20 protein-coding genes are annotated in these 26,794 nt (G+C 62.1%); 12 read left to right on the forward strand and 8 right to left on the reverse strand.

The annotated features are described in order from the left end of the window. Positions 1 to 117 precede the first annotated feature (117 nt). Positions 118 to 825 carry a 50S ribosomal protein L9 gene (rplI, locus tag KF691_04695; GenBank protein ID MBX3388732.1) on the forward strand — a complete coding sequence of 236 codons (708 nt, stop codon included), beginning with the start codon at positions 118 to 120 and terminating at the stop codon, positions 823 to 825. A gap of 83 nt (positions 826 to 908) precedes the next feature. Here the strand turns inward: rplI and KF691_04700 are convergent, their stop codons facing one another. The 4 genes from KF691_04700 to KF691_04715 all read right to left on the reverse strand — a co-directional run bounded on the left by KF691_04700 (position 909) and on the right by KF691_04715 (position 7,377). After that, the gene (locus KF691_04700; GenBank protein ID MBX3388733.1) at positions 909 to 2,744 is read right to left on the reverse strand and encodes a CvpA family protein; all 1,836 of its coding nucleotides are present in this window, start codon (positions 2,742 to 2,744) and stop codon (positions 909 to 911) included. 24 nt (positions 2,745 to 2,768) lie between these two features. Next, positions 2,769 to 4,514: a Flp pilus assembly complex ATPase component TadA gene (gene tadA, locus KF691_04705; protein ID MBX3388734.1), complete on the reverse strand. Its 1,746-nt coding sequence runs from the start codon at positions 4,512 to 4,514 to the stop codon at positions 2,769 to 2,771. A 121-nt stretch (positions 4,515 to 4,635) separates the two neighbouring features. Then, entirely contained in the window at positions 4,636 to 5,793 is a 1,158-nt protein-coding gene (locus KF691_04710; protein MBX3388735.1) for a PilT/PilU family type 4a pilus ATPase, read from the reverse strand. A gap of 369 nt (positions 5,794 to 6,162) precedes the next feature. After that, complete coding sequence (locus KF691_04715; GenBank protein MBX3388736.1) at positions 6,163 to 7,377, reverse strand: sigma-70 family RNA polymerase sigma factor; 1,215 nt, start codon at positions 7,375 to 7,377, stop codon at positions 6,163 to 6,165. A gap of 85 nt (positions 7,378 to 7,462) precedes the next feature. On the opposite strand from KF691_04715, the gene KF691_04720 reads away from it, so the two are divergent. From KF691_04720 to KF691_04740, 5 genes are all read left to right on the forward strand, one after another. Next, positions 7,463 to 7,885 carry a hypothetical protein gene (locus tag KF691_04720; GenBank protein MBX3388737.1) on the forward strand — a complete coding sequence of 141 codons (423 nt, stop codon included), beginning with the start codon at positions 7,463 to 7,465 and terminating at the stop codon, positions 7,883 to 7,885. A gap of 99 nt (positions 7,886 to 7,984) precedes the next feature. After that, entirely contained in the window at positions 7,985 to 8,626 is a 642-nt protein-coding gene (locus KF691_04725) for a superoxide dismutase (GenBank protein MBX3388738.1), read from the forward strand. Positions 8,627 to 8,692: 66 nt separating this feature from the next. Beyond that, the gene (locus KF691_04730) at positions 8,693 to 10,153 is read left to right on the forward strand and encodes a hypothetical protein (protein ID MBX3388739.1); all 1,461 of its coding nucleotides are present in this window, start codon (positions 8,693 to 8,695) and stop codon (positions 10,151 to 10,153) included. Between the two features lie 42 nt (positions 10,154 to 10,195). Then, a complete protein-coding gene (locus KF691_04735) occupies positions 10,196 to 10,681 on the forward strand; it encodes a hypothetical protein (GenBank protein ID MBX3388740.1) in 486 nt (161 codons plus the stop codon). Between the two features lie 65 nt (positions 10,682 to 10,746). Further along, entirely contained in the window at positions 10,747 to 11,880 is a 1,134-nt protein-coding gene (locus KF691_04740) for an IS5 family transposase (GenBank protein ID MBX3388741.1), read from the forward strand. Positions 11,881 to 12,044: 164 nt separating this feature from the next. On the opposite strand, the gene KF691_04745 is transcribed toward KF691_04740, so the two are convergent. The 4 genes from KF691_04745 to KF691_04760 all read right to left on the reverse strand — a co-directional run bounded on the left by KF691_04745 (position 12,045) and on the right by KF691_04760 (position 17,690). Further along, positions 12,045 to 13,025 (reverse strand): hypothetical protein, encoded by a 981-nt coding sequence (locus KF691_04745; GenBank protein MBX3388742.1) that lies wholly within the window; start codon positions 13,023 to 13,025, stop codon positions 12,045 to 12,047. A gap of 82 nt (positions 13,026 to 13,107) precedes the next feature. Continuing rightward, complete coding sequence (locus tag KF691_04750; protein MBX3388743.1) at positions 13,108 to 14,442, reverse strand: DUF1501 domain-containing protein; 1,335 nt, start codon at positions 14,440 to 14,442, stop codon at positions 13,108 to 13,110. Between the two features lie 92 nt (positions 14,443 to 14,534). Further along, positions 14,535 to 16,151 carry a DUF1800 domain-containing protein gene (locus KF691_04755; GenBank protein MBX3388744.1) on the reverse strand — a complete coding sequence of 539 codons (1,617 nt, stop codon included), beginning with the start codon at positions 16,149 to 16,151 and terminating at the stop codon, positions 14,535 to 14,537. A gap of 120 nt (positions 16,152 to 16,271) precedes the next feature. Continuing rightward, entirely contained in the window at positions 16,272 to 17,690 is a 1,419-nt protein-coding gene (locus KF691_04760; protein ID MBX3388745.1) for a COX15/CtaA family protein, read from the reverse strand. Positions 17,691 to 17,881: 191 nt separating this feature from the next. Here KF691_04760 and KF691_04765 point away from each other — a divergent pair, with 191 nt between their 5' ends. From KF691_04765 to KF691_04790, 6 genes are read left to right on the forward strand one after another with little or no spacing between them, the layout of a single operon-like run. Beyond that, positions 17,882 to 18,580: a cytochrome c3 family protein gene (locus tag KF691_04765; GenBank protein ID MBX3388746.1), complete on the forward strand. Its 699-nt coding sequence runs from the start codon at positions 17,882 to 17,884 to the stop codon at positions 18,578 to 18,580. 55 nt (positions 18,581 to 18,635) lie between these two features. Beyond that, positions 18,636 to 22,427, forward strand: a complete 3,792-nt coding sequence (locus KF691_04770) for a TAT-variant-translocated molybdopterin oxidoreductase (GenBank protein ID MBX3388747.1) — start codon at positions 18,636 to 18,638, stop codon at positions 22,425 to 22,427. 59 nt (positions 22,428 to 22,486) lie between these two features. After that, on the forward strand, positions 22,487 to 23,989 hold the full coding sequence (gene nrfD, locus KF691_04775) for a polysulfide reductase NrfD (protein ID MBX3388748.1): 1,503 nt from the start codon (positions 22,487 to 22,489) through the stop codon (positions 23,987 to 23,989). Positions 23,990 to 23,992: 3 nt separating this feature from the next. Then, entirely contained in the window at positions 23,993 to 24,562 is a 570-nt protein-coding gene (locus KF691_04780; GenBank protein ID MBX3388749.1) for a DUF3341 domain-containing protein, read from the forward strand. Between the two features lie 29 nt (positions 24,563 to 24,591). Continuing rightward, positions 24,592 to 25,428, forward strand: coding sequence for a c-type cytochrome (locus KF691_04785; GenBank protein MBX3388750.1), 837 nt, complete (start codon positions 24,592 to 24,594; stop codon positions 25,426 to 25,428). Next, positions 25,425 to 26,714, forward strand: a complete 1,290-nt coding sequence (locus tag KF691_04790; GenBank protein ID MBX3388751.1) for a hypothetical protein — start codon at positions 25,425 to 25,427, stop codon at positions 26,712 to 26,714. The genes KF691_04785 and KF691_04790 overlap by 4 nt, the downstream gene beginning before the upstream one ends. The last annotated feature ends 80 nt before the right edge of the window (positions 26,715 to 26,794 follow it).

Consider the following 26,794-nt stretch of genomic DNA (forward strand, 5'->3'; position numbering starts at 1 on the left):
GCGGCATTCGGCCCGAACCGGGCATGACAATTTCAGATTTCGCGTTGGGGCAGTTCCGGCTTGTTGTCGCGTCCTGCTCCTAACTCCACCCGGGTCACCGGGCGAAAGGACAGCGGCATGAACAAGAACGTCAAACTTCTTCTGACAGACAACGTTGAAGCCCTCGGCATCGTGGGCGATGTGGTGAACGTGCGTACCGGCTACGCCCGGAACTTCCTTCTCCCTCGCAATCTTGCGACTCAGCCGAGCGAAGAGAAGATCAAAGCGCTCTCCGCCAAGCGGGCCGAGGCGGAAAAAATGCTCGCGGAACAGCGCAAGCAGCGCGAAGCGCTTAGCGAGAAGCTCGAGGGCGTCGAGGTGCATCTCACGCGATCCTGCAACGATCAGGGCATCCTGTACGGGGCGATCTCGCAGCAGGACATCTCGGGCGAGCTCAACAAGATGGGGCACGCGGTCAAGCCGCGCGACGTCCGGCTCACGCAGTCGATCAAGCGCATCGACAGCTACGACGTTCACATCAAACTCGACAGCGATCTGGACGCAACCATCAAGCTCTGGGTTGTGTCGGATCGCCCGCTCGACCTGAAGAAAGACCAGCCCAGCGAGGCCGCAGCATCGGCGCACGCGACGCCGGCCGACGCCGCGGCGGTCGAATCCAAGCCCGAAGGAAAGAAGAAGGGCAAGAAGGACGAAGCCGGCGACGACGCCAAGGCCGAAAAGCCCAAGACCGGATTCGGGAGCAGCGAGAAGGCGCCGAAAGCGGAGGCTGCCAAGCCCGCCAAGGTCGAAGCGAAAGAAGGAAAGAAGGCCGCGAAGGCCAAGTAAGCCGGGGGTTCAAACAGTTTGTGCAATGAAAAGGCCCCCGGCATCGGGGGCCTTTTTTTCACATCAGGTTTTCAACGCGACTCTTAGCGCTGCTCAATATCCATTTTGACCGGCGGAATGAACTTGGCGATCAGCTTATTGCCGACTCCCCAGCCGACGATTTCGGTTCCCTTGCTTGGTGCGAAGATGAGCTTGAGTTTCTGATCCGGGCGGCTGCGAGAAACGCTGGGCAAGTCGCCCGACACCGACTGGATTGGCTCACCGATGATGTAGCGGATTCGCACTTCCTGCGGATCCTGATAAACGAATCCAACCGCGTCGTAGCGGATGCCATTGGAATCAATCACGAACGGCGACGCGGGAACCGAAGTGTCGATCGCTGCCTCGCGCGCCGCAGAGCCGGTCAACCCTGCCTCGCCCCGCTCGTATCCCGCGTCAACCATGAGAAGCGCGACCTGATCGGGCGGTGCGAATCGATCGACGCGGAGGTTCTGATCCACGCCTCGGTTCTGCGTGTCCTTCGGTGAGAGCAAAGTTGTGCCGCTGACGATTCGTCCGTTTGTGACCGTGATGCTCGATCCGAGGGTGCCATCCTGCAGAACCAGCCCGATCTGATTGGTCGGAGAAACGCCGGTGGAATTCGGGTCGGTCCCTCCCAGAGTGACAGTGACCGCTTTGCTCTCATCCAGAGGCTTCTGAGACTTGCCCGAAGTGAGCTGGCCGGCGGCGATCAGCGAATCGCGCTTCTGGCGGCTTTCGAATTCCACAGGCTTGAGCTTCTCGTCGGCAGGATCGAAGCGCACGCGCGTTCCCTTCACGACGATCGCAATCGGGGTCTGGTCCGCGGGCACCATGAATTCAAAGGCCCAGTTCGATTCCGAATCACCCCCGAGCGAGGCGAGGAATGTCCCCTTTGCGTCGTATCGGAAGCGTGCGATGGCGGTTTTGCCCGCTTCGGCCTTGCTGACCACGGCATTAGGAAACACAAAGTGCGTCTCGCCCGCGCTGTCCTCGGTCAGAAGATAAACCTGCCCGTTGCCGATGATGACCTGTCCGCTGGTTCGCTCCTTGGCTCCCGCGCGGAACTTGACGATCACACCGTGCAGCTTCGCATCTTTGCCTGGGGCTTCGCCGTTAAACAGTTTGACACCTTGGGGTGTGCGATCGAAGCCGTCAGCCCGCAGGTCGTTGGCGTCTCCCTGTGGGGCCGCTCCAGTCTTGGGCGATGCTTCGGGCGCCTTCAACTTCGCCGGATCGAGCACGTACCGGCCGATGATGTCGAAGTCTTTCCGCTCGAGCGAAGTTCGCGCCGTTCCGTCCAGGTAACTCGCGCGCGCGCTCGCTTCAAAGACCGCCGGATCCGGATTCCAAACCGCCAGCGGCTCCGGGCTTGAAAACGAGCCGCGGCTGAGGCGTGAGTAGAGACCGCTCGTCAGCCGATCGGTCGGCACCCAAAGCGACGAGCCGCGCTGGACGTTGCCTGCGGCGTCGCTCGAGATTGCTTCATAGCCCCAAGCGCTGGAGCCGATCCGCATTCCCGAAAGCGTGAGAACACAGATGCCCGACACGATCACCCCGGAAACGACGCCGAAGAGAGAGCCCACGATCCAGTCGCTGGTGGGCGAGAATTTCAGATTCTTCCTGATGAGTGAATCCGTGACCGCCCGGAAGACGAGCAAAGCAAGGAAGAACGGGATCGCGAGTCCTGCGCCCCACGCGATGTCCGCGAGCAGCGAACTCATGCCGCGGGTTCCCGCCGAGCCGATCAGCCACGTCGCGATCGGCTCCCACAGCCCGAAGGCGATTGCGCCCGCGAACACGACGCACATGCAATTCAGCAGCGAGGAAAAACCGCCTCGGGCGCCCCAGGCGTAGGCGACGCCCCCGAGAATCGCGATGGCGAGAACATTCATGATCATGCGAAAACCTCCGAACGGATCAGATCAGGCCTTGGGTTTGGCGGGTTGCTTGGTCGCCGGCTGCGCACCGGGAGCCGCGGATTTGGTGCCGTCGGCGGTGATGCGAAGCACCTCTTCGACGCTCGTGACGCCGTCGATGGCTTTTCGCAGTGCGGCCTGTTGTATCGAAGGCAGGCCGCCCTTGCGCAATTCGGCTTTGAGCCCCGCCCAGTTCTGAGAGCGGATCATTTCCCGCGCCGATTCGTCGATGTTGAAGACCTCGAACGCGCCGTCGCGCTGCAGATAGCCCGATCCCTGACAGACAGGGCACGTCTCCGGCTTGTTCTTCACCAGAACCTCGCCGCCCTTTTTGAACAACTGCTTCACCCTGTCCGGCGGAAGGCCGAGTTTCTTGAGCACGTCGGGCGACGGCTGGTACGCCTGCTTGCAGTTGATGCACAGTTTGCGGAGCAGCTTCTCCGACATGACCCCCTGAATCGTCTTCGCCGCGACGTCGGCGTCGCCGATCAGCCGAACCCACGTCTGAATCGCGCCGATGGCGCTGTCCGCGTTCAGCCCCGCGTAGACGCGGCACTTGTCGGGATCGGCCTTGACGATCTCCTTCGCCGTCTGCGGGTCGGGGACGCTCGCGACGCCGACAATGTCGGGGTCGCGCCGCAGAATCGAGCGCACGAGCGTTGCGTAGTCGGGGCCTTCCGACATCGCGTCCCATTTGTTCTGCCGGATGCCCTCGAGCGCGTCCTCGATTTCAATTTCCACCGTCTGCACGTTGTTGGTATACGCGTCGTGCATTTTCATGACCGTGTACAACGCGGTCGTGAGCCCGCCTTGCGGCGGGGCGCTGAGCAAGACGACGCCGCCGCGCGTGGTGGACCAGGCGCGCACGATCTCGATCTGCTCAGGTGTCCATCCGATCTGCTCCGGAGTCTTGCGCACCTGCGCTTCGGGATCGATCAGAATCGTGAGTTTCTGGCCCGATTGCCCGCCCGAGGTTTCGATGTGAAGCTTGTTCTTCGTCGCGCCGCGCTCCACGGTGAGATCGGCGGACTGTTTCTTGCGACGGTCCGCGACATCGAGCTTCGCGGCGGATTTCCAGAAATCGATCAGTTTGATCCCCGCCGCCGCGGGCATCGTCTCGCCCGGCACTTTGACCCCGTCCACATTGAAAACGGTCTGGTACGACTCTTTCGAGCCCGGCACGATTTCGATGCGCGCCGAACGGATATCGAGCGCCTTCATCACAATCGCTTCGCCCGCCAGCCTGACCTCGAAATCCGGCGAGTCGGTCGCGGGGATGTCCACCGCCGACTTGTCGATCCTGCGGAACGTGAGAACCGACGTACCCGCCTTCCCTTTGACTTTCTTTTTCCCCATTCCCTCGGTGAGGCTGGCGATCTTGGAAAGTTCGAAGGAGACTTTGCCGCCTTCGGGCACACGTTCGTCGCGGTTCGCGACGACGACGTACGCCACGACGCTGCTGGCGAGAATGAGGCTGAACACAACGAAACTGACGAGCCACGTCAGCGAACCGCCCTCTCCCAGCGAGGGCATGAACATCACGGCGAGGAGCGCCAGGAGCGCCGCGGCGCAGTGGATGTAGTTCCACATCTCCCGCTCAAGATAAAAGCGTGCCGCGTGCTTGTCGCACACGGTTGAAACCGCCCACGCCCATGCGAGCAGGGGAAACAGAAACAGCACCGGCTTCCACCAGCTCACGAGCGTGAGGGCGTCTGCAAGCGTCAGAATCAAAGCGTTCGTCTCAAAGCCCATGCAGGCCTCCGTCCGGCGGTTTGCCGCCGGAAACCCGGAAAGTACCCGCCGATCGACGGCGACCGTCGGGGGAGGACAAGGATAACACGCGCCGGGACGAATTGCCCGCTGCTCGAACCCGTCACTTGAGCTTCTTCAACATCATGTTGAGTTCGTCGACGTTCGGGCTGGTTTCCTGAGCAACCCGGAGGTGGATGTATTCCTGCTCGACCAGCTTCACCAGCGAACGGTTGAAATCGACCATCCCCTGCTGCTCGGCTTCCACGCTCTTGAGGTACTCACGAAGTTCGCCCTCGCGAGCCTCCAGAATGAACTTTCGGACGACGCCGTTGTTCACCAGAATCTCGAGCGCCGGGATGCGGGCGATTTCCGGGTGGAGTGTCGGCAGAAGCTTTTGATAAACAAACGCCCGCATCTGATACGCGAGGATTCGGCGCACCGCATCGACCTCTTCCTGTTCGAAGAGCCCGTAGATGCGGCTGAACGTCTGCGTCGTACTCGAAGCGTGGATCGTCCCGAACACCAGGTGTCCGGTCTCGGCGGCGTGCAGGGCGGCTTCAAAAGTTTCCTGGTCTCGCATTTCGCCGACCAGCACGATGTCCGGATTTTCGCGCACGAGCGCACGCAGCGCAATCTTGAAATCCAGGCAATCGAGCCCGATCTCGCGCTGGTTGATCGTCGCTTTCTTGTCTTCGAAGATGTATTCGATCGGGTCTTCGATCGTGACGATGTGGACGCTCTTGCGCTCGTTCACATAGTCGAGCATCGACGCGATCGTGGTGGATTTGCCCGATCCGGTCACGCCGCACAGGAGCACGATGCCCTGGGGCTGCATCGAGACCTCCGCCATGATCGGCGGCAGATAGAGATCCTCGAATTTGCGGATCTTGCTCGTAATGAGTCGGGCAGCGACCGACAGCTTGCCGCGAGCCTGGAACAGGTTCACGCGGAATCGGTTCTTCGCGTCGTAGTCGTACGCGAAGTCGACCGAGCCGAACTTGTGCAGGTCGGCGATCTGCTCCTCGTCGAGAATGTGCTTTGCGATCTCCCAGAATTCCTCGCGCGAGACCGGCTCGCAATCGAGCGGCTTGAGCGCGCCGCGGAGGCGAAGCTTCGGCACCTGATCGGACTTCATGATCAGGTCGGAGGCTTCGAGCTTGATCGCGGCCTGGAGAAACTTGCCGAAGCGCGTCGCGTGCGGATCGTGTTTCTGATCGGGCATCGAAGCGATGTGACCGGTTGGTGAGGAATCGGTCACGGTGTCGGTGGAAAGGGTCATGGGCGAAGGACTCCCCGGTGAAGCGGCGCCGGCCGAAAGGTGAGACCCGCCGTCTCCCTTCGGGCGCGAGCCCTCTTCCCTTCCGGGAACGTTGGACCCGCGAGCCGACGCGTGCGAAGTTGTGCCGCTCAAAGAATACCTCCATCGCCCGCCCACGAGAAGGCGCGGGACGACACAAATAGCCGGTGGTTTCGACTGACTCCCCGCCCCCGCCAACGGCTTCGATTCGCTTCCGGCGGGCGCGGTGTTGCAAAAAGCGGCGATTCCGAAGAAATCGCTTGCGCGCCGCGCTCCATGCGGCGCAAGCAAAGAAAACACCCCGGATTCCTCCGGGGCGTGTGAAAACTCTGTACGGGCCGGTGCCGCAGGTCAGTTTTGCGAAGCCTGCATGAACGCGTACTTGAGCTCCGCCGCTTCCAGCGAAAGCGGAGCCGCGATCGCGCCCTCTCCCGAGGCCTGCTCGCCTTCCAAGGGTGGAAGTTCGGTCGGCTTCATACCCAGGAAGTTGATCTCGAGCTGGCGCTTGATCTTCTCCATGGCCTTGTTCTGGATCTGGCGCACGCGTTCCTTCGTGACGCCGATGATCTGCCCAACCTGTTCAAGGGTCATGGGCTTCTCGTCCTCGGTCTTGTGCTCAAGCCCGAAGCGATGCTCGATCACCGTGCGCTCCACGTCGGTGAGCTCCGCGCGGTTCTCCATGACGATGCGCTTGACCTCTTCCGCAGCGTCCTTCTCGAACGTGAACCGCTTTGTCTCGAGGAAGTTGGACTTCTCGAGCTTGGGGTCAAAGTCCGTCGGGAATCGCTGGCGGTACTTGCTCAGCTTCATGCCCTGCCGGCTGAACGCCTTGAGGATGGCGCGGCAGGCGTACGTGCTGAACTTGTAGCCACGCCCCGCATCGAATTTGTCGACGGCGCGGAGCAGAGCCATGTTGCCTTCGCTGACGAGGTCGGCGAAGTCCACTTCGCTCATGCGTGTGCGCTTGGCCATTGCGAGCACCAGAGCGAGGTTCGTTTCGGCGATCTGCTCGCGGATGCGCTCGCTCTTGCGGTGCCAACGAAGGATCTCGTCGGCCTGCTCGGGGCTGGGCAGACGCGAAGCGCGGGTCCACACTTCCTGCTGCAGCTTCCACACGCGGTAACGCGCGTAGTTGAACTGATGGAAGAGCACGCGCTCTTCGGCGCCGGTGAGGATGACCTGCTGCGCACTCTTGACGGTGCGCGTGCGCGACGTGCTGGACAAGTCGTCCATCACCGGGTGGTACCAGGTGGTGTCGGGCTTCTGGATATCCGGAGCCTCGTCGTAGATCTTGCCGAACGCGCCCTCTTCGTAGAAGACGGGGCTGTCGATGAAATCCTGCTCGACCGAAAGGATCGTCGCCAGGAGGCGCTCGTCCTCGGTGCTCAAACGCTTGCGCACCACCGCCTTGCTCGCGGGCTTCGCGAGCGCATCGACCACTTTGGCCGCGCGCTTGCCGGCCTTGGGTGCTTCCGGTGCCGTCGCGGCGACCGAAACACCTGCCCGGTTGCGTCGCCGGACCTGCTCCAGCGGCCCGACGCTCCTTTTTTCTCCAAGCTGCTTCATGGCAACCTTCCTAACCCACGGAGGCCCGTGGGCCGTCCTTGTTTCCATCCGGGTCCAACTGCTCCCGGGCTTGCATCCATCCCTCATGAATCCGAAGACGACACAGTCTTCGGATTCCGCTCGCGACCGCCGAGTTCCCGCCAAAATCGCGAGTTCTCGGAATTCACAGAACAATGACGCCTTTGTTCAGCGCGCCAGTGCCCTGTATACGCCTCAAAACTCTCCGAAGTTCCTCTTTCGAGAAGCCGGAGCCCGTTCAATGTCGCCCGACACACACACCCTCGCGAGCATCGCTCGCTTGAGCTTCGCCGTGAAACGTCACGCCTTTGAAAACGCCCCGACGCTGCCGCCCCGCCCCAATGCGGTTTCTGCTTCCCTGTTCTTTCCCGGTTCCGGCGATATCCCCGCCGGATCCCGCACGCTTTCGCCGCAGGAACCCCGATTTTACAGGAATTTCGGCCCGCTGCCAAGCGATGCGACATGTTATCCACATGTAAAATCAAATTAGGCATTAGTTTGGTATTAAAACCCGTTTATCGCAGGGCCGCGGGGCACAAGAGTGGCTACAACGTCACTTCAACCATCCGCAAATCTCTGGAGTTTCATGATGCCATTCACCCTTCCCGCTTTGCCCTTCGACAAAAGCGCTCTCGAACCCCACATCGATGCCATGACCATGGAAATCCATCACAGCAAGCACCACAAGGCGTACGTGGATAACGCGAACAAGGCACTCGAAGGCACCAAGTTCGCCGACATGGACCCGGTCGCCGTGATCAAGTCGCTCGGAGACATCCCGGAAGACAAGCGCGGCGCGGTGCGCAACAACGCCGGCGGCCACGTGAATCACTCGCTGTTCTGGCAAGTCATGGCGCCGGCGGGCAAAGGCGGCGGCGGTGAGCCCACTGGCGCGCTCGCCGCGGCAATCACCAGCGCGTTCGGCTCGTTCAGCGCGTTCAAAGAGAAATTCCAGGATGCCGGTGCGAAGCGCTTCGGCTCCGGTTGGGCGTGGCTCTGTGTCATGCCAGGCGGGAAGCTGGAAGTCTGCTCGACGCCGAATCAGGACAACCCGCAGATGGGCAAGGCGATCGCGGGCTGTGACGGCACGCCCATCCTCGGGCTCGACGTGTGGGAGCACGCGTACTACCTCAAGTACCAGAACAAGCGCCCGGATTACATGGCCGCGTGGTGGAACGTGGTGAACTGGGCGAAGGTGGCTGAGAACTACACGAAGGCCGGCGGCAAGTAGTCGCCGAAGGGTCAATAGGATGTCGGCCCGTGCTGTCGCGCAAGTGTTGTTCGGCAGCGAAGTCTCATGAAGCGCTTTCTCCTCACGATCTTCCTCATGACACCCATCATCGCCGTTGCGTCGCTCATGTACTACTTCGCCCTCGGGGTTGCCAATCCCGACAAACAGATCGCGCACGTGCCGCGGGTCGGGGCGGGCGCGGGCACGACGGGCGGTGCCAACGCCATCGGCGAGTTGATCGCGGGCCACAAAGCGACGGGCGAGACGCGCGAGGCGGCAGCAGAGGCGAAGGCGAACGAAGCCGCGGCGGACATGGTGAAGCCCGAGAGCCTGCCCCAGGGGTTCGTCATCGTCGTGGATGACCCTTCGAAACTTGCAAGCCTCACCAGCCCGATCTACATCGCGGGCACGTTCAACGGCTGGTCGGCGGGCGACACCAAGTTCAAATTGACTCCGCAGAGCGACATGCGATGGCGCATCGAGTTTCCGAAGTGGACGGGCGGGAGCGAATTCAACTTCAAGTTCACGCGCGGCAGTTGGGAGCTCGAGGAACTCAAGGAAGATCTGACGCCCCCGACAAACCGTGCGTTGCCCTTGGTCGATGCGAGCAAGCTTGCGCCCGGCGAGAAGCCGGTGATCGAATTCACCGTTCCCAGATGGGGCGACCAGAAGCCGGATTACAAGAAGCCCGAGGACGCGAACGATTCCTACGCGCCCAAGCAGATCACGGGCGACTACAGGCGTATGCAGGTCGCGGGCGCGCCGTTCGGGCAGGCCAACGCGCAGCGCGAGTTGACGGTGTGGTTGCCGCCGGGATACGAGGCGGGCGTGAAGGCCGGCAAGAAGTTTCCGGTTCTCTACCTCTTCGACGGACAGAACCTGTTCCAGAAACACTCGGGCGTGCCGGATGAATGGCGCGTCGACGAGACGGCGAGCGAAATGATCAAGGCGGGAAAGATCGAGCCGCTGGTGATCGTCGGGATTCCGAACGCGGGCGCCGCGCGAATCCGCGAGTACATGCCGGTGAAGGCGCTCCCGAATGTCGAGCCGGGCGCCAGCGAGTTCATCGCGTGGCTTGCGGATGAAGTCGTTCCGCGGGTGCAGAGTTTATTTGCGGTCGAATCCGATCCGTCGCGCGTCGGCGTGGGGGGCAGCTCGCTCGGCGCGGTGATCGCTCTCGAAGCGATCAATCAGCACCCGGAGCTGTTCGGGCTCGCGCTGCTCGAGAGTCCGGCTCTGCGCGCGGGGAACCCCGATGCGTGGAATACCTGGCTCAAGCAACTGCAGCACTGGCCGAAGCGCGCGTTCGTGGGCGTCGGCACCCGCGAACTCGAAAAGGAGCCCGCGACCGACCCGGACAACGTCGCGTACGTGCAGTCGGCGATTGCGCTCCAGGCGTTCATCAGCACGCACTCGGGGCTGCAGGCCAGCAAGGTGATGGTGCAGCCCGACGCCGTGCACAACGAAACGGCGTGGGCGAACCGGCTGCCGGATGCATTGCAGTTCTTGTTCCCGCCAGCCAAGTAGTTTCAATCGGAACTCCCTGATAGCCCGCTCGTACAGCATCGGGTGCGGATTCACTGGAACAAGGTCTATCGAGCCTTTCCCGAATTGGATCGGTTCGACGATCGCCAATGCGTTGACTTCATTCGGTTCGCCTCTGAAAAATTCTGGGTTTCGCGCGTGTTCTACACAATTGTCGGTGTGGCTTTCTGCATAACGCTCCTCATCGCGCTGCTTGTCGGCGAGAATTTCCTGCTCCGGAGCGTTCTGTTCCCGAATCGCGCCGTTCAAATTCGATCGAACAGTTTCGACGTTTGGCACGCGATGGCGGTTGGGGTGTGCGTGTTCGCAACATTGCTTTGCGGGCTGTACATCCGCGATCGGTGGCTGAGGTGGGCCGTTTCGACGCAGATAGTCGCCGCGCGCTGTCTCAACTGCCAATACTCACTGCTCGGGCTGATTGTGGAGAACGGAGAAGTTCTCTGTCCGGAATGCGGGCATCGAACCGATCTCGCGGCGCAGGGACTAAAAGCAGAAGAATTGCTGGCCTAGCAGGCTGTTGAAGAATCCCGCAAAGCCCGCGCAACCGGAAGTTTCCGGCGTGCGAAGATGAGGGCATGAAGGGCACACCCGGTCGGCAGGCGGCGATCTACCACACGTTCAACGTCGAAGATTTGATCGAGACTGGCCATCCGCTGCGGCCGATCAAGCGGATGGTGGACGCGGCGCTCGCGGAGATGACCCGCACGTTTGCCGCGGCGTACAGCAGCCTCGGGCGGCCGGGCATCCCGCCCGAGACGCTGCTCAAGGCGCTCCTGCTGCAGTGTCTCTACACCATCCGGTCCGAACGCGAGCTGTGCAGGCGTCTGAAGACCGACCTCCTCTTCCGCTGGTTCCTGGATTTGCAGCCATCGGACGAAGTGTTCGACCACTCGGTCTTCACGCACAACCGCGACCGGCTGGCCGAGCACGGCATCACGAGGAAGTTCTTCGAGCATGTGGTGAAGCAGGCGATCGATGCGGGATTGACCAGCGACGAGCACTTCACGGTGGACGGCTCGCTCATCCAGAGCCACGCCTCGCTCAAGAGCCTGAAGAGGATCGAACGCGAGGCGTCGGACAAAGACGACGATGGACCATCGGGACGCAACCCATCGGGGGACTTCAAGGGCGAGCGGCGGACCAACGCGACGCACGCCAGCACGACCGACCCGGAGGCGAAGCTCTACAAGAAGGGGAATGGGGTGGGAGCGTTCCTCTGTCACTCGGGCCATGCGCTCACCGAGAACCGGCACGGGCTGGTGATGAGCGTGCGGGTGGATGAAGCCAACGGCACGGCCGAGCGTGCCGGCGCGCTGGCGATGCTCGATCATGTCGAGTGCCGGCACGGGGTGCGTCCATCCACGCTGGGTGCGGACAAGGGGTACGACGCGGGGGCGTTCCTGCTGGCGCTCGAGGAGCGCTGGATCCGGCCGCACGTGGCGATCAAGGAGGGGAAGATCGACTGGGCGAGCACGCGTGCGGACGAGGGAACCTGGGCGAGATGGTTCGTCCGCGGCGAACGACGGAGCGCCGCGTTCAAGAAGAGCCAGCGACGAAGAAAACTGGTGGAGGAGTTCTTCGGATGGGTCAAGACGGTGGCGGGGATGAGACGGGCCAGGCACGTGGGACGCGAGAAGATCGGGCAGTGCTTCGAGCTCGCCGCCGCGGCGTACAACCTGGTGCGGATGCGGAAGCTGCTGGCGGCGTGAGCGGTGCGGGAAACCAGCCAGCAGGAACGATGCCGCCGGGGAAGTGCTCAAATCGCCGGCAATCGGCCGTTGTTCAACAGCCTGCTAGCGCGATTCGCGGCTGACAAGGTCCATCTTGAAGCCCCGGGGGGGCGTCATTGCCAAGACCGTCAAACGACGAATTGCTACTCGCACAACAACGTGTTGTACGCGCCGATGAACAAGACGAAGTCCGAGTCGTCCACAGTGCCGTCGTGATTGAAATCCGACGGGCAACCCTCGGGCATCGCGGGATCGTCACACACAAGGAGGTTGTACGCCGCCGCGAAAATCACAAAGTCCGAGTCTTCTACGAGGCAATCGTGATTCAGGTCGCCCGTGCAGTTGGGGCAACCCACGGCCGAGGCATGCGAGAGCACTTCGGAAGGTGAGAGTACACGCTGATAGAGGGCCAGCTCATCGAGCGTTCCCGAGAAAAATCGAGTGAAGTTGCCGGCTTTCTGAATGCGGAACTTGCTGGAAGTAATCGCCGGAACCAGTGGGCCCAGCAGAAGCTCGTCCTGAGTCATCGCGACAGGGTTGCCGTTGATGTAGTACGCCGTTCCCGTCATCGAATCGTTGATTCCGCCCGCAGAGTTTCGCGTCCACACGAGGTGATACCACGTGTTCTTTTGAATCCGCTGCACGGTGCGAAGCCCGGTGTTGTAGAAGCCGGCGTAGAGAATGTCCCAGTCGTTGTTGCGGAGGGAAAACCAGGCGCTTGTCCCGGTCGTGTTGCCACCCCAGAACAGCATCGGCGCCCAGGTCGAAGCGAGTCCGTCCATGCGAACGATCGCCTCGACTGAAAACGTCGGGTTGCCGAGAAGGGCCGCGGGAACAGTTGAATTCGACTCGATGTACGGCTGCGTCGCGGCATTGAAGCCGACGCCGGAATCTCCCGAGGCGGTCGGTTGGTTGAGCAAAACGCCGCTGAACGGCGTCGCGTTGTACGGCGCTCCGAGCGAGCCGTGGTTGACGATCGTCGTCGAACTCGGCGACTCATTGAATCGGTACCAGAGCGAGGGAGCGCTCGCCTGCACCTGCGACGCGAATCCATCCGGTGCGGCAAGCGCCGCCAAACCGAACACGAAGCCAGTCGCAGCGCCGAAGACGATCCATCTGTTCATGGAGTGACTCCCGTTGCCGCGCGCGAGTGTATCGATGGCGGTGACGGAAGCCGCATGAAATCTTCTTGAAAGCAGCCGTTCGCTACGCGTTTTTCAAAACCACCACCGGCTTGTACGTCCCGCCCAGCACCTTCTTGCTGTCCGCCTGCAGCCACTGCTCGAGCACGCCCGCGTACACGCTCCGGAAGTCGATGAGATACTTGAGGTCGCCCTGATCGAGGTCGGTCAGCGAGGGATGATTTCCAATGACGCCGGAGCGCACCATCGGGCCGAAGAGGAACATGGGCGCCGCGGTTCCGTGATCGGTGCCGCCGCTGGCGTTCTGCGCGACACGCCTGCCAAACTCGCTGAAGCTCATGGTGAGCACGCGCGAGTCGTTGCCCTGCGCCTTGAGATCGGCGTAGAAAGCCTTGATCGAATCGGAGAAGTTCGCGAGCAGATTGCCGTGACGACCCTGCGCGCCGCCCTGGCCGCTGTGCGTGTCGAAGCCGCCAAGCGTGACGTAATACACGCGCGTCTTGAGCCCCGCGCGGATCATCGCGCCGACCATCTGCAACTGGCGGCCGAGTTCGTTGCCCGGATACGTCACGAGGCTCTTCTGCGCGACCGCCTTTCGGATCTTGTCGCTGCTGATCTGTGCATCGAGCGCGGTGCGCATCAGGAAATCGGCGTTGGTATCGCCGGACGATTCCGCCGAGACACCGCGCCGGTTCAGTTCGTGGTATGGCTCGCGCAGCGCCTCGTGGATGTCTTCGCCCGACCAGCGGAAAAGATCGGCGGATTCGAAACTGACGGGCTTGGTTGCACGCCCCTGCAGAGCGAGCGGCGCTGTTCGTCCGATTGCGATCGGGGGCTCGATCGCGACCGCGGGTTTCTTGCTGCCGTCGGGCTTGCCGCTCTCGCCCTTGCCGTAGCCGCAGCACTCGCTGTCGATGTAGCGTCCGAGCCAGCCGTCGCCGGTCGCGTCGCGCTCGGCGGTCTGCCAGATATCCATGCTCTTGAAGTGCGAGCGATCGGGGTTCGGGTATCCAACGCCCTGCACGACGGTCGCAAGCCCGTTGTCGTAGAGGTCTTTGAGCGCGGTCATGCGCGCGTGCAAACCCACGCCTTCTGCGCCGGAGAGTTTGAGCGCTTCGTTGGGCTTGATGCCGATGCCCGCGCGAGCTTTGTAGTACGCGTCCATCCCGTAGGGGACGACTGTGTTCAGACCGTCGTTGCCGCCGCCGAGTTGGACGACGACGAGGATGCGATCTTCGTTGACGCCCGGCGTGCTCGAAAGCCCATCGGCGAGCATCCCCGCCATCGCGTCCGCGGATGAACCCAAGAACGCCGGGATCGTCCACGCGGTCGAAGCGAGCGTAAGACCGCCGTACAGGAACTTGCGGCGGGTGAAGGCGTGTGAGTTGTGCAGGTCCACGTCAATTCTCCAAAGAGCCAAAGGGCCACAGAGCCAAAGCGCCAAATCAGAAACGTCCGAATCGGCCCGTTCCATTTGGCCCTTTGGTCATTTCAACACAGCTGATACTCCGGCATCGCGGTAATCAACAGGAGGTAACCGATCACGAGTTCGCGGGTGACGCTGCCGCCGGTCTTGGAGGCGAGCGACTCGAGCGCTTCCTTCGATTGTGCCGGCGCGTTTCCGATGGTTAGCCGCAGCAAGTAGTCGGATACCGCGGTCGGGTCTTTTTCGCTTCCCGGGCTGGCCTTGGCCATCTCTGAGAGCAGCGGCATGGGATCGAACTTCATTTCGTCGGCGTTGGCGTCGTAGCCGCGCGGCTTCTTGCCGGTCAGCAGGAACGCCATGATGTTCTGGCGCACGAACATCGTGCTGGTGTTGATCCACGAGCGCCCGCCGTCCCATCCCTTCACGCTCGGCGGGAAAAGCAGATTCTGGCCCATCAGATCGAGCGCATCGTTCAGGATCGAGAGATCACGCACCGGCGTGTCGAGCGAACGGACCGCGCCGACCACGAGCTGCGTGGGTCCCTTGATCTGCTCGTTCATGTTCTTCGGGTCGTAGAAGTGCTGGCTCAGGAAGAGCCGCTTCAAAACCGGCTTGATCTCGTAGCGAGAAGAAGCGAAGGTGGAAGCGAGATCGCGGAGCGCCTGCTGCTGGGGCGCCGGAAGATCCTCGTACTTCGCGCGCTCGAGCGGCGGCAGTTCGGCGCAGAAGAAGCTGTAGAGCTTGCGCGTGACGAAGCGCGAAACTCCGGGCTGCTCGAGAATAATCCTCACAAAGGCGTCGCCATCGAACGTGCCCGTTCGACCCAGAATTGTCTTCACGCCCCCGTCGTGGTTGTTCTTCTGGTAGACGAACTCGTCGTCTTTGAAGGTGTAGCCGGTGAGCGCGCGCGCTCCTTCTTTGATGTCGTTCTCGCTGTAGCCACCGATACCCAGGCTGAACAACTCCATGATTTCGCGCGCGAGATTCTCGTTCGCCTTGCCCTTGCGGCTCGTGTCGTTGTTCAGATACTTCAGCATCGCCGGATCGCGGATGACACCGTAGAGAAGGTCGCCGAAATTGCCCGTCGCGTGCTTGCGGAACAACTGGTTCTGCAAGTACATGTGGTAACTGTTCTCGATGTTGCGATAGCTGGTCGCAAAGTGTCCGTGCCAGAAGAGCACCATGCGCTCCTCGAGCGGCCGGGGTGTCTCGATCATGCGTTTGAGCCACCAGCGCTGCACCTCGCCGATCTGCTGGCGATCTTGCCCCTGGCGACGCTGCTGCTCGACGCGAATCTTCGCGAGGGCGTCCTCATCCTGCTTCTGGCGCGCCTGCTGCTGCGCCTTGCGCTCTTCGGCGGTTGGCTCGCGCAGTATGTTGCGATCGAAGAGATCGGACCGAGGCGTATCGCTCGGCGCGTTGGCCGGATCAATCACGTACTCGACGGCTTTCGTCGGTCCCCAGCTCGCAAGAGTCTGGATCTGCGCCGGGGTCCCGCCGAACCCCGCGCGCCAAAGGAGATGGCGGGCCTGTTCATACCCGAAATCCCGCGGGGCGATCGGCGACATCGAACCGGTCATCGTCTTTTCCGTGGGTCTGGAAGGCGAGCGCACTTCCGCAGAAGGTGACCTTGCGGGACGATCGTCCGCGGTTGAGCCTGTGGATTTGGGTGCATCGGGCATGCGAATTCCCTCGGGCCTCTCCAGCCTAACGCATCGGTCCAGAACCGATTGCGGGGTTCACCAGGGGTGTGTCGGCCATGTGCGGGCCTGATAACAGCGCATCAATCGAACGGTCGCTGTTCAGGCCGCGACCACCGAACCGACCGGCGCTCTGCCCGCTTTTGGAGAAAGCGCCCTTCCGGACAGCATCATGATGGTCGTGATGGCAAGCAACAAGGCGCCGTTTGCTTGATGTGATGTGCGCAAGAGCACCTCGGGAATCGATTCCGGCCGCAGCCCGGCTCCGCCCAGGTAAAAAGTCAGCCAACCGAGAAGGAACTGCAGCCCGACGCACGCCGCGGCGAGCAACCCGATCCGGCGCACGAACTTCTGAACCGGCGCATCGGAAGTCCGCATGCCGCCGGCCGCAAACGCCGCCAGCAATACGAAGATGACAACCAGGACGGAAAAACCCATGTGCGTCCACAGCGCGTGCGCCGAACGGGTGTGCCGGTAGATCGCGCCGAAGACAAGCTGGAGAATGGTCGAGTGCATCGCGGCGGCGGAAAAAATCCGAAACGTCCGCGGCTTCACGCCGGTGTGGCCGAGTCGGAGTGTTCCTGCCGAGACGGCGCTCTTGGCTCGCTGGTAGAGCGGACTCAGAAAAACAGCCATGGCGACGAACAGGCAGAATACGACCTGGGCGAGAATGCCATGGAAAACGCGCGACCACTTGGCGTCCTGCGATGCTTCGACACTGCCCTGCAAAACGCGGATTCCGCCCAGTATTCCCTGTGAAATCACGAGCGCCAGGAGAACAAGCGAAAGCACCTTCACAAATGGACGCTTCTCATGCAAAAACACGAGCGCGCACAGCGCGATCGCCGTGAGCCCGATCAGCGCGCCGAACAAGCGGTGGCTGTGCTCGAGATAAACGGACGGCGCCGCGCGCGGACCGATCGGATAGAGGAACATGTTGCTGCCATAGGTGTTGGGCCAGTCGGGCACCGCCATGCCCGAGTTGCTGCTCGTAACCAAGCCTCCCACGATCAGCAGCGGCACGACGGCGATCGCCGCCACGAGTCCGAATCGACCGAGCCAGCGACGGCGGATTGCTTCAGAATCGATCGCGCGATGCCGCGGCCGACTGAGCAGTTTGCCGATTGCTCCGCCCACCAAGCCGAGAGTCGCTCCGAGAACGAGAAAGCCGGCCGCCATGAGCAGCGCACCGGGTTTGAGGGACGCCTGTTCCATCGCGCCCGCGACGGGTTGCTCCACCAATTTCGAGCCCAAGATGAATAACCCGAGGAGCGCGCTCAAAAACCCGGCACCGGCCGAGGCGGCTATTGCCTCGCCCAAGGTTCTTCCTTCTCTGCCAAAGACCCGGGCGCAGACGATGAGGGCAAGCAGCCAGGCCGCAAGTATTGCTGGCACCGAGACTTGCTCGGAAATTCCCAACCAGGGCAGGTGCGTGACAAACCACGTCCACCAGACGACGACGGTGGCAATAAACGCGTCGGTCAGAATGTTCGGCCGCAGGAAAGTGCGAAGGGCGTTCATCGATGCTCCAGTGAGACTGAGTCTCAACTAAACAATCCGAACGGACCTGACTTGACCAGGCGCGATGAATGCGAAGAAATTGCTGTTCTACCGGAAAAGAGCCGGTCAGGACGATTCTACGCTGGTAGGTCTTGGTTCAGGTTTTTCCCCCGCGATCGTTATCACAAGCCCAATTTGTGGGAGGACACGAGTTGTCAGTCCTATTTCCCAAATGGTTTAACGCGTTCCCAACCGCCGCAGCGGTCGCCGGCGCCGGCCTGCTCGCGACTGCGATCGGCGGATTCTGGTACTACGCGACACCCAAATTCTGGGTCGTCGGATACCAACCTATCCAGCCGGTCGAAGCGTTCAGCCACCAGCTCCACGCCGGCCGACTCGGAATGGACTGTCGCTACTGCCACACCAAAGTTGAAGTCTCCGCGGAAGCCAACGTTCCGAACGTTGCGACATGCTACGGATGTCACGCGGAGCAGCGGCTCGCGGCGTGGAGAACGCAGCGCGTGCAACTGGTCCGAGAGGCTTACGCGAAGGACCAGTCGATCGAGTGGCGCCGCATTCACAAGCTGCCGGACTATGTTCGAAACTTCCCGCACAATGCGCACCTTGCCGCGGGAGTTTCGTGCTTTTCGTGTCACGGACAGATCACGGCGATGCCGGTCGTGCACCAGGTGCAGCCGCTCTCGATGAGCTGGTGTCTTGATTGCCATCGCGATCCGGACTCCCGGCTGGTGCCGAAAGATCGTGTCACGCAGTTGGTCTGGGTCGAAAAATTCCTCGAGAATCGAGGGCTCGGCGGCGGCTCGAGTTCCACGCAGCAGCCGACGTCGGGCGATGTCGTTCACTCTTTGACGCGCCAGCCCCCGCAGGGCTGCGGCGCTTGCCACTACTAGTTTGATTCGCGAAACGCGCGGGGCACGCAGCCGCGCGAAGTCACAAGGACCTCGCATGAGCAAGTCCGATCAATGCCCTTCGACCGCCAAAGAAGGGCCCAAGCAGAAGAAGGGAAAGCAGGAGTTGTCGCGCGAGCGGCGGAACCTGCTCACGTCCGTCAACGGACGGGCCGCTTGGCGCAGCCTCGATGAAGTGGCGGACACCGGCGAGTTCCGCGATTTTCTCGAGCGGGAATTCCCGGCTGGAGTGACGGACTTCCTGAGCGGAACGCGCCGTACGTTCATGAAGATCATGGGCGCTTCGTTCGCGCTCGCCGGTGCCGCGACGCTTCCGGGTTGCCGCCGCCCCGATCACAAGATTCTGCCCTACTCCCAGCATCCGCCGGAGGATGTGATCCCCGGTAAGCCGCTGTATTACGCGACGAGCATGCCGCTGCCGGGTGGGGGCGCCGAAGGGCTTCTTGTCGAGACACACGAGGGCAGGCCGACGAAGATCGAGGGAAATCCTCTCCATCCGATCAACCGCGGGCGCAGCAGCGTCGCGGCGCAGGCGAGCGTGCTCTCGCTGTACGACCCCGACCGCCTCAAAGAGCCGGTCTTCTTCAATCGCAAGCGGAATAACGGCGCGGGCGAGCATCTTGTCGCAACGTGGGACGACTTTGTGAAGTGGGGCAAGGAGTACTTCCCCAGGTTCGACAAGACGCAGGGCGCGGGACTCGCGATCGTCGTTGACAAGGTTTCGAGCCCGACGCGTGATTCAATCCGTGATTCAATCCTGAAGAAGTGGCCCAAGGCGACTTGGATCGCGTACGACTCGACGGAGAATCTCGGACCGGCACAGGGTTCGAAGGCCGCGTTCGGCGCGCCGATGTGCGACGCGATCGACTTCACCAAGGCGAAGGTCATCGTTTCGTTCGATCGCGACTTCCTCACCGGCGACGGACGCGCGCTGGTGCACGCGCGCGACTTCGCTTCGACGCGCCGCGTTGAAGAGCTGACCGACGAGATGAGCCGCCTCTACATGATCGAGAGCGGATTCTGCCTCACCGGCGCGCAGGCCGATCACCGGATTCGTGCGACCCCGAGCAAGGTGCTCGCGTGTCTCGTCGAACTATCCAAATTCGTGCTGCCGAAGACCGGCGGCGCATTCAACAGCGCGGCCGACGCCCTCGCCGGCGCTTCAGTCGTTCCGATTTCCGATTCAGAACGACGTTTCATCGAAGAAGCCGCCAAGGACCTGCTCGATCACGGGAAAAAGGGCGGCACGATGGTTCTCGTCGGTGCGCACCTGCCCGCTCCGGCACACGCGATCGCCCACGCGATCAACTCGGCGCTCGGCTGCACGTGCATCGCGTACAACCCGATGTCGGAGGAGGCCGCTTCCGACTCGCGTGCCGCGATGATCGCGCTGACGCAAGCGATGAAGGCGGGGAAGTACGAGAGCGTGCTCTGCGTCGGGGCCAATCCGGCGTACACCGCGCCCGATTCGAAGGCTTTCACTGAAGCCTTCTCGAAGCTCGAGGGCGCGGTTTCGCTCTCGGTCGAACTGACCGAAACGAGCGAGATTGCGACGTGGAATCTCAACGGTTGCCACTATCTCGAGTCCTGGGGCGACACGATCTCGACCGACGGCGTGATCGCGCCGGTGCAGCCGATGATTTCTCCGCTCTACGCGGCGGTCGATGCCGACGGCCATCGTTCCGGTCAGGCGCCGATGAGCGAGATCGAGTTCCTCGCGTTTATCAGCGGCGACCTGCGCGAAGACGGCACGCCACGCGATGGATTCGAGCTCGTGCGTCGCACGTGGAAATCGGCGCTCAGCGTCAAAGCGGGAGGCGATTTCGAAAAGGCGTGGAAGCGTGCGCTGCACGACGGCGTGCTCGCCGGCACGGGCTACAAGCCCGCGACTCCGAAGGTGGATGTTGCGGGCGTCGCGACATCGTGGAACGGATTCAGGATCGAGCAGCCCGCGAGCGGCGCGCTCGAAGCAGTGATCCGCACGAGCTGGATGTTCGACGGCCGCAACACCAACGTGTCCTGGCTGCAGGAGCTCCCGCAGCACGGCACGGCCGTGGTCTGGGACAATCCGGCGGTGATGAGCCCGAAGACGGCCGATCGCCTCGGCGTTCTTCCGGCCAGCGCGACTGTCACCGATCCGGAAACGATGTATACCAAGCAGAAGTACCCGGCGGGTCACGTCGCCGAGTTCTCGTTCAACGGTCGCACTGTGAAGTGCGTCGTGTGGATTCTGCCGGGCGTCGCCGACGACACGGTGTTGTTCATGAACGGTTACGGCCGGCGCAAGGGCGGTCTTGTTGCCGACGGCGTCGGTTTCGACATCGGCCAGATCCGAGGCGACTCGGGCAACTGGCTTGCTTCGGTCACCTGCAAAGACACCGGCGAGATGCATCCGATCGCCAGCACGCAGATGCACTGGAGCCTCGAAGGTCGTACGGCGCTCGTGCGGGCGGTCGATCTGCCGACATATCAGAAGTTCGGCGGCAAGAGTGTTCCCGACAACGACTCGATTTACGCCGACAACAGCACGGGCAAGCTCAACTTCGCCGAGCAGCTCGGGGACCTCGCGCACACGCCGCCCAACAACTCGATCTACATCAACCCGTTCACGCGTTCCGCGGCGGAAGTCGATCCGAACGATCCTGGATATCTCAAAGTCCCCGGCTGGCCCGACAAGCTGCGCAGCGACAAGCCCCAGCCTCCGGACTACGCGCTCCGTCACCAGTGGGGGATGACGATCGACCTCTCGACCTGCACGGGCTGCGGCGCGTGCACGATCGCCTGCCAGGCGGAAAACAACATCCCCGTGGTCGGCAAGAAAGAAGTGGCCAAGGGCCGCGAGATGCACTGGATCCGCGTCGATCGCTATTTCGCCGGTTCGTATTTCGATCACGCCAATCCGGGCCAACTCGACTACAACGCGCCCGAGTTCATGCTTCACCAGCCCGTGGCGTGCGTGCAGTGCGAGAACGCGCCGTGCGAAACGGTGTGCCCGGTGAACGCGACGGTGCACGGCAATGAGGGTCACAACTTCATGACCTACAACCGCTGCATCGGCACGCGCTACTGCGCCAACAACTGCCCGTACAAGGTGCGCCGCTTCAACTTCTTTGAGTACGGCCTCACCAAGTTCAACGGCGGATACATTGGTCAGGAACTCATCGATTCGATCGCGCCCGATCGTGGCGGCATCACGGGCTCCGGCGAGCACAACAAGATCAACCCCAACCTGATCCCGCCCCGCCTGCGCGACAAGCTCGATCAGATCACGCGCATGCAGAAGAACCCCAACGTGACGACGCGCATGCGCGGCATCATGGAGAAGTGCACCTACTGCATCCAGCGCACCAATTCGGCCAAGATCGAGGTGCGTTTGCAGGATCTGCAGTTCGTGCCGGATGGTTTCATGCAGGTCGCCTGCCAGCAGGCATGCCCGAGCGATTCGATCATCTTCGGCGACATCCTGGATATCAATACGGAATACACCGATGCCGAAGGCCACAAGCGCAAGGGGAGCCGCGTCCATCACTCGCGCCGCAGCCGGCGTTCGTACCTTCTGCTCGGCTACCTGAACACACGCCCGCGCACGAGCCATCTGCTTCGGGTGAACAACCCGAATCCGGCGCTCGTCGATGCGACGCGCAAGAACGCCTGGGATCACCCGTTCCACGGTTCGCACGATGCGGGCCACGAGGGCGGACACGGATCTCCGGAACACGAAACCCCGGCCGGCTCGAAGGAGCACGCCTTCTTCGATCGCCGCCGGAAATCTGAAGACAAGGGCTACGCGCTCAGCCTGAGCGTGCTGAGCGGCGGAGGTCACGCGTGACGACACTGCATCCCGATGAAGCTGCCGCCCGCCGATTGGCCGGGCTCGCAAGCGGCGAACTGCCGACGTATCCCGTGCCGCCCGGCACGGGCGATGGATCGCTTGTGGATGATCCGGCGGTCCGCGCACCGCTGGTTCTCAACAACCGCTCGTTCCACGACATCACGGAGATCGTGTGCGGCTACGCCGAGAAGCCGCCCGGAAAGTGGTGGCTGCCGGTCTTTGGCATGACCTTCACCATCGCGCAGATCGGTGCGCTCTTCATCCTCTACCTGATCATCACCGGCATCGGCGCGTGGGGTCTCAACAACCAGGTCGACTGGGCCTGGGATATCACCAACTTCGTCTTCTGGATCGGTATCGGTCACGCCGGAACGCTGATCTCGGCGATCTTGTGCCTGCTCAAGCAGAAGTGGCGCACGGCGGTCAACCGCAGCGCCGAAGCGATGACCATCTTCGCGGTTATCTGCGCCGCGACATTCCCCGGCATCCACATCGGCCGCCAGTGGATGGCGTGGTTCCTCCTGCCGATCCCCAACAGCAACGCCATCTGGCCGAACTTCAAGAGCCCGCTTTTGTGGGACGTGTTCGCTGTCAGCACATACGGCACGGTTTCCCTGCTGTTCTGGTATATGGGCATGATCCCCGATTTCGCGACGCTCCGCGATCGGGCCGACTTGCGCCTCCGCCGCAACGGCGAGGGTCCGCGCGTGCTTCCCTTCCTGCCGCTGCGGACCGACACAATCCGCGCGTACGTGTACGGGTTCCTCGCGATGGGGTGGCGCTTCAGCAGCCGCCACTGGCATCGGTACGAAGTCGCGTATCTTGTGCTCGCGGGCATCAGCACCCCGCTGGTGTTGAGCGTGCACTCGATCGTTTCGTTCGACTTCGCCACGTCGATCCTGCCCGGCTGGCACACGACGATCTTCCCGCCCTATTTCGTTGCTGGCGCCATCTTCGGCGGCTTCGCGATGGTGCTCCTGCTCCTGATCCCGGCGCGTGAGCTCTTCCCCAACATGAAGGACCTGATCACGCTCCGCCATATCGAGAACATGGCGAAGGTGCTCCTGGCGACCGGCATGATCGTCGGTTTTGCCTATTCGATGGAATTCTTCATCGCCTGGTACAGCGGGAACGAGTACGAATCGTTCCTGTTCACCAACGTCCGCGCACGCGGGCCCTACGCGTGGGCGTACTGGACGATGATCTTTTGCAACGTCGTCAGCCCGCAGGTCTTCTGGATCCGGTTCTGCCGCCAGAGTGCGCTCATCGTGTTCATCGTCTCGATCTTCGTGACGATCGGCATGTGGTTCGAGCGCTTCGTGATCATCGTCACGAGCCTTCACCGCGCGTTCCTGCCGGGCGAGTGGAGCATGTTCTGGCCGACCGCCGTGGACATCGGCATCTTCGTCGGCTCGTGCGGCATATTCCTGACCCTCTTCCTCCTGTTCCTCCGTTTCCTGCCTGTCTTCGCGATGGCCGAAGTCAAGGCGGTTCTGCCTCAAGCCAGTCCGCATCATCACCCCGAAGGTGGACACGGTCACGGAAAGGACGGTCACTAAGCCATGGCGAAGCAACGCAAGGTTTATGTCACCGAGAGCGGCGAAAACGTGTACGGCGTGATTGCGGAGTTCGCGACGCCGGCGGATATCTACCACGCCGCCGAGAAAGTGCGAGACGCCGGATACTCGCAGTGGGATGTGTACGCGCCATTTCCGATTCACGGCATCGATGAGGCGATGGGTCAGAAGCGCACGAAGCTTCCGCTTGCCTGTGCACTGATCGGTCTTGCCGGCGCCGGTCTCGGCTTCCTGATGCAGTATTGGATGAGCGGCGTGAACTACCAGCTCGTCGTTCAGGGAAAACCCTACGGCCCATGGGAGCCCTTCGTTCCGATCACCTTCGAACTCGGCATCCTCTTCACCGCCTTCTCGGCGCTGATCTGCATGCTCGCGTTCAACGGTCTGCCCCGGCACAACCACCCGCTCCTCAGGAAGGAGCGCTTCCTTTCCTGCAGCGACGACACGCTGGCGATCTGCATCGAGAGCGCCGACGACAAGTTTGATCCGGATCAGACTCGTGCGATGCTCGAACGTCTGGGCGGCAAAAACATCGATCTGGTCGAAGGTGACTGACTCACGAATCCACCGAGCAACGGATGAACATGAACAACGATCTGAAAATCACCGGAAGCACGCTCGCGATCGCCGCGGGAGTGCTCGCCGCGCTCGGCGCGCAGGGCTGCCGGGGGGACCGGAGCGAGAAGCCTCCGCATCAGTTCTTCCCCGACATGGACGATCAGCCCAAGTGGGCACCGCAGGCCGAGACCCCGTTCTACGCGAACAAGCGCACGATGCGTGAAACACCCGCGAACGTCGTCGCATTCGGGCGCGTGGATATCACGGGCGATCAGTCGTGGGGCAAGCCGTGGGCGGAACAGCGCGTCGCCCTCCTTCGCGACGGCGAAGAGGTGTACTTCGGCACCAAGGGCATGAACGCCGACGGCACGGTCAACTACGTCGACAGAATCCCCGCCTCGATCGCGGTCACCCCCGATTTCATCAAGCTCGGACAAACCAAGTTCAACATCTACTGCTCGGTCTGCCACGGATTCGACGGCTCGGGGAAGGGCATGGTCGGTCAGGCCTGGTCCTACGCACTCCCCAATTTCTTCGATGACAAGTACAAGGACGTGAAGCAGTACACCGGCAAAGACGGCTACATCTTCCACACGGTGCGCTACGGCGTGACGACCAACGGCGAACAGAAAATGCCGCCCTACGGACACGCACTCGACGAGATGCAGGCGTGGGCCGTGGTCGCCTACTTCCGAACGCTCCAGGAATCGCGCGCCGTGCCGCTCTCGGACGTTCCCGAATCCGAGCGCCCCGCCCTCGAAGAAAAGCTCCGCGCTGCCGCGATTCCTGCTTTCGCTCCGGCAGCACCACCGGCCGCGCCCGCCGAGCAACCGACACCGCAACCTCAGGGAGGTGGCAAGTGAGTTCCATCGCAGCACACGAGCACGAGACCGTGCTCCACGACGATCATTCGTACGACCATCTGCTGCGCGACAGCAACGTCCGCATGAGCGGCGGCGGCAGCCTCTCCACGCTCTTCGTCATCGTCGCCGTTGTCGGTCTTGGCGCGGCGATCGGCAGCGGATTCATGTCGGGAGGCAAGCTTCACGCGCTCGCCAGTCTTCAGATGGCCGCGATGGGTTGCCTCGCAATCTGCCTCGGCGGCATGTTCTTCACCCTCGCCATGCACTTGTTTGCCGCGGGATGGTCCGTCACCCTGCGCCGCCAACTCGAGAACCTCATGGTTCTCGCGCCCGTGATGCTCATCGTCGCGTCGATCGTCCCGCTCTACGACATGTTCCTCGGCGATGGCACGCTCTATCTCTGGATGAGCCAGAAATACAAGAGCAACATCATTCTTGAGGAAAAGCATTCCTATCTCAACAACACGTTTTTCCTCGTCCGCCTCGCACTCTACTTCGTCGTCTGGACGATCATCGCGATGCAGCTCTCGGGCTTTTCGCGCAAGCAGGACGAGAACGGCGACAAGTGGCTCTCCAACAAGGCTCGTTTCACGAGCGCCTGGGGCATGCTCGCCTTTGCACTGACGACCGCGTTTGCCGCGTTCGATCTCCTGATGTCGATGGACTTCCGCTTCTTCAGCACCATGTGGGGCGTCTACTACTTTGCCTCCGCCGCCTTCAGCGGCGTCGCGGCCCTCGTGCTGATCGTCGTTCCCCTGCGACGCGCCGGCAAGCTCGAGGGACTCGTGACCTCCGAGCACCTGCACGACGTCGGCAAGCTCATGTTCACCTTCACGGTGTTCTGGGCCTACATCGCCTTCAGCCAGTACTTCCTCATCTGGTACTCAAACGTTCCCGAAGAAACGGCCTGGTATTTCGTCCGCAAGCGCGACGGCTGGCAATACGTCTTCTTCCTGCTCGCCATCGGACACTTTGTTGTGCCGTTCCTCATCCTGCTCTTCCGCGGCGTGAAGCGTTCGCCCACGGCACTCGCGTTGGTCGCCATCTGGATGCTGTTCATCCACTTCACCGACATGTTCTACATCGTCCGCCCCATGGTCACGACGCGAACGAGCGAAACCATGGCTCTGTCGCCCCTGAGCGGCATCTGGATCGATCTGTGCGCGGTGCTCGGCATGGTCGGTCTGCTCGGCTTCTTCCTGAGTCGCCGCGTGGCGTCTTTGGCTTTGATCCCGCTTCGTGATCCGAGGCTTCCCGAGGCGATCTCCCACAAGAACTACATCTAGTCTTTCAACTCCTACGAAACCCCATTGGGGCTAGAATATTCCGTTTGACAGCAGTTTTTCCGGTTTGGCAGTAATTGCAT

The organism is Phycisphaeraceae bacterium, from assembly GCA_019636555.1.
Classification (GTDB): domain Bacteria; phylum Planctomycetota; class Phycisphaerae; order Phycisphaerales; family UBA1924; genus JAFEBO01.

Bases quoted from the DNA above. Each gene is read 5' to 3' on its own strand.
- rplI (MBX3388732.1), top strand. From the start codon at position 118: ATGAACAAGAACGTCAAACTTCTTCTGACAGACAACGTTGAAGCCCTC.
- KF691_04700 (MBX3388733.1), bottom strand. From the start codon at position 2,744: ATGATCATGAATGTTCTCGCCATCGCGATTCTCGGGGGCGTCGCCTAC.
- tadA (MBX3388734.1), bottom strand. From the start codon at position 4,514: ATGGGCTTTGAGACGAACGCTTTGATTCTGACGCTTGCAGACGCCCTC.
- KF691_04710 (MBX3388735.1), bottom strand. From the start codon at position 5,793: ATGACCCTTTCCACCGACACCGTGACCGATTCCTCACCAACCGGTCAC.
- KF691_04715 (MBX3388736.1), bottom strand. From the start codon at position 7,377: ATGAAGCAGCTTGGAGAAAAAAGGAGCGTCGGGCCGCTGGAGCAGGTC.
- KF691_04720 (MBX3388737.1), top strand. From the start codon at position 7,463: ATGAATCCGAAGACGACACAGTCTTCGGATTCCGCTCGCGACCGCCGA.
- KF691_04725 (MBX3388738.1), top strand. From the start codon at position 7,985: ATGCCATTCACCCTTCCCGCTTTGCCCTTCGACAAAAGCGCTCTCGAA.
- KF691_04730 (MBX3388739.1), top strand. From the start codon at position 8,693: ATGAAGCGCTTTCTCCTCACGATCTTCCTCATGACACCCATCATCGCC.
- KF691_04740 (MBX3388741.1), top strand. From the start codon at position 10,747: ATGAAGGGCACACCCGGTCGGCAGGCGGCGATCTACCACACGTTCAAC.
- KF691_04745 (MBX3388742.1), bottom strand. From the start codon at position 13,025: ATGAACAGATGGATCGTCTTCGGCGCTGCGACTGGCTTCGTGTTCGGT.
- KF691_04755 (MBX3388744.1), bottom strand. From the start codon at position 16,151: ATGCCCGATGCACCCAAATCCACAGGCTCAACCGCGGACGATCGTCCC.
- KF691_04760 (MBX3388745.1), bottom strand. From the start codon at position 17,690: ATGAACGCCCTTCGCACTTTCCTGCGGCCGAACATTCTGACCGACGCG.
- KF691_04770 (MBX3388747.1), top strand. From the start codon at position 18,636: ATGAGCAAGTCCGATCAATGCCCTTCGACCGCCAAAGAAGGGCCCAAG.
- KF691_04780 (MBX3388749.1), top strand. From the start codon at position 23,993: ATGGCGAAGCAACGCAAGGTTTATGTCACCGAGAGCGGCGAAAACGTG.
- KF691_04785 (MBX3388750.1), top strand. From the start codon at position 24,592: ATGAACAACGATCTGAAAATCACCGGAAGCACGCTCGCGATCGCCGCG.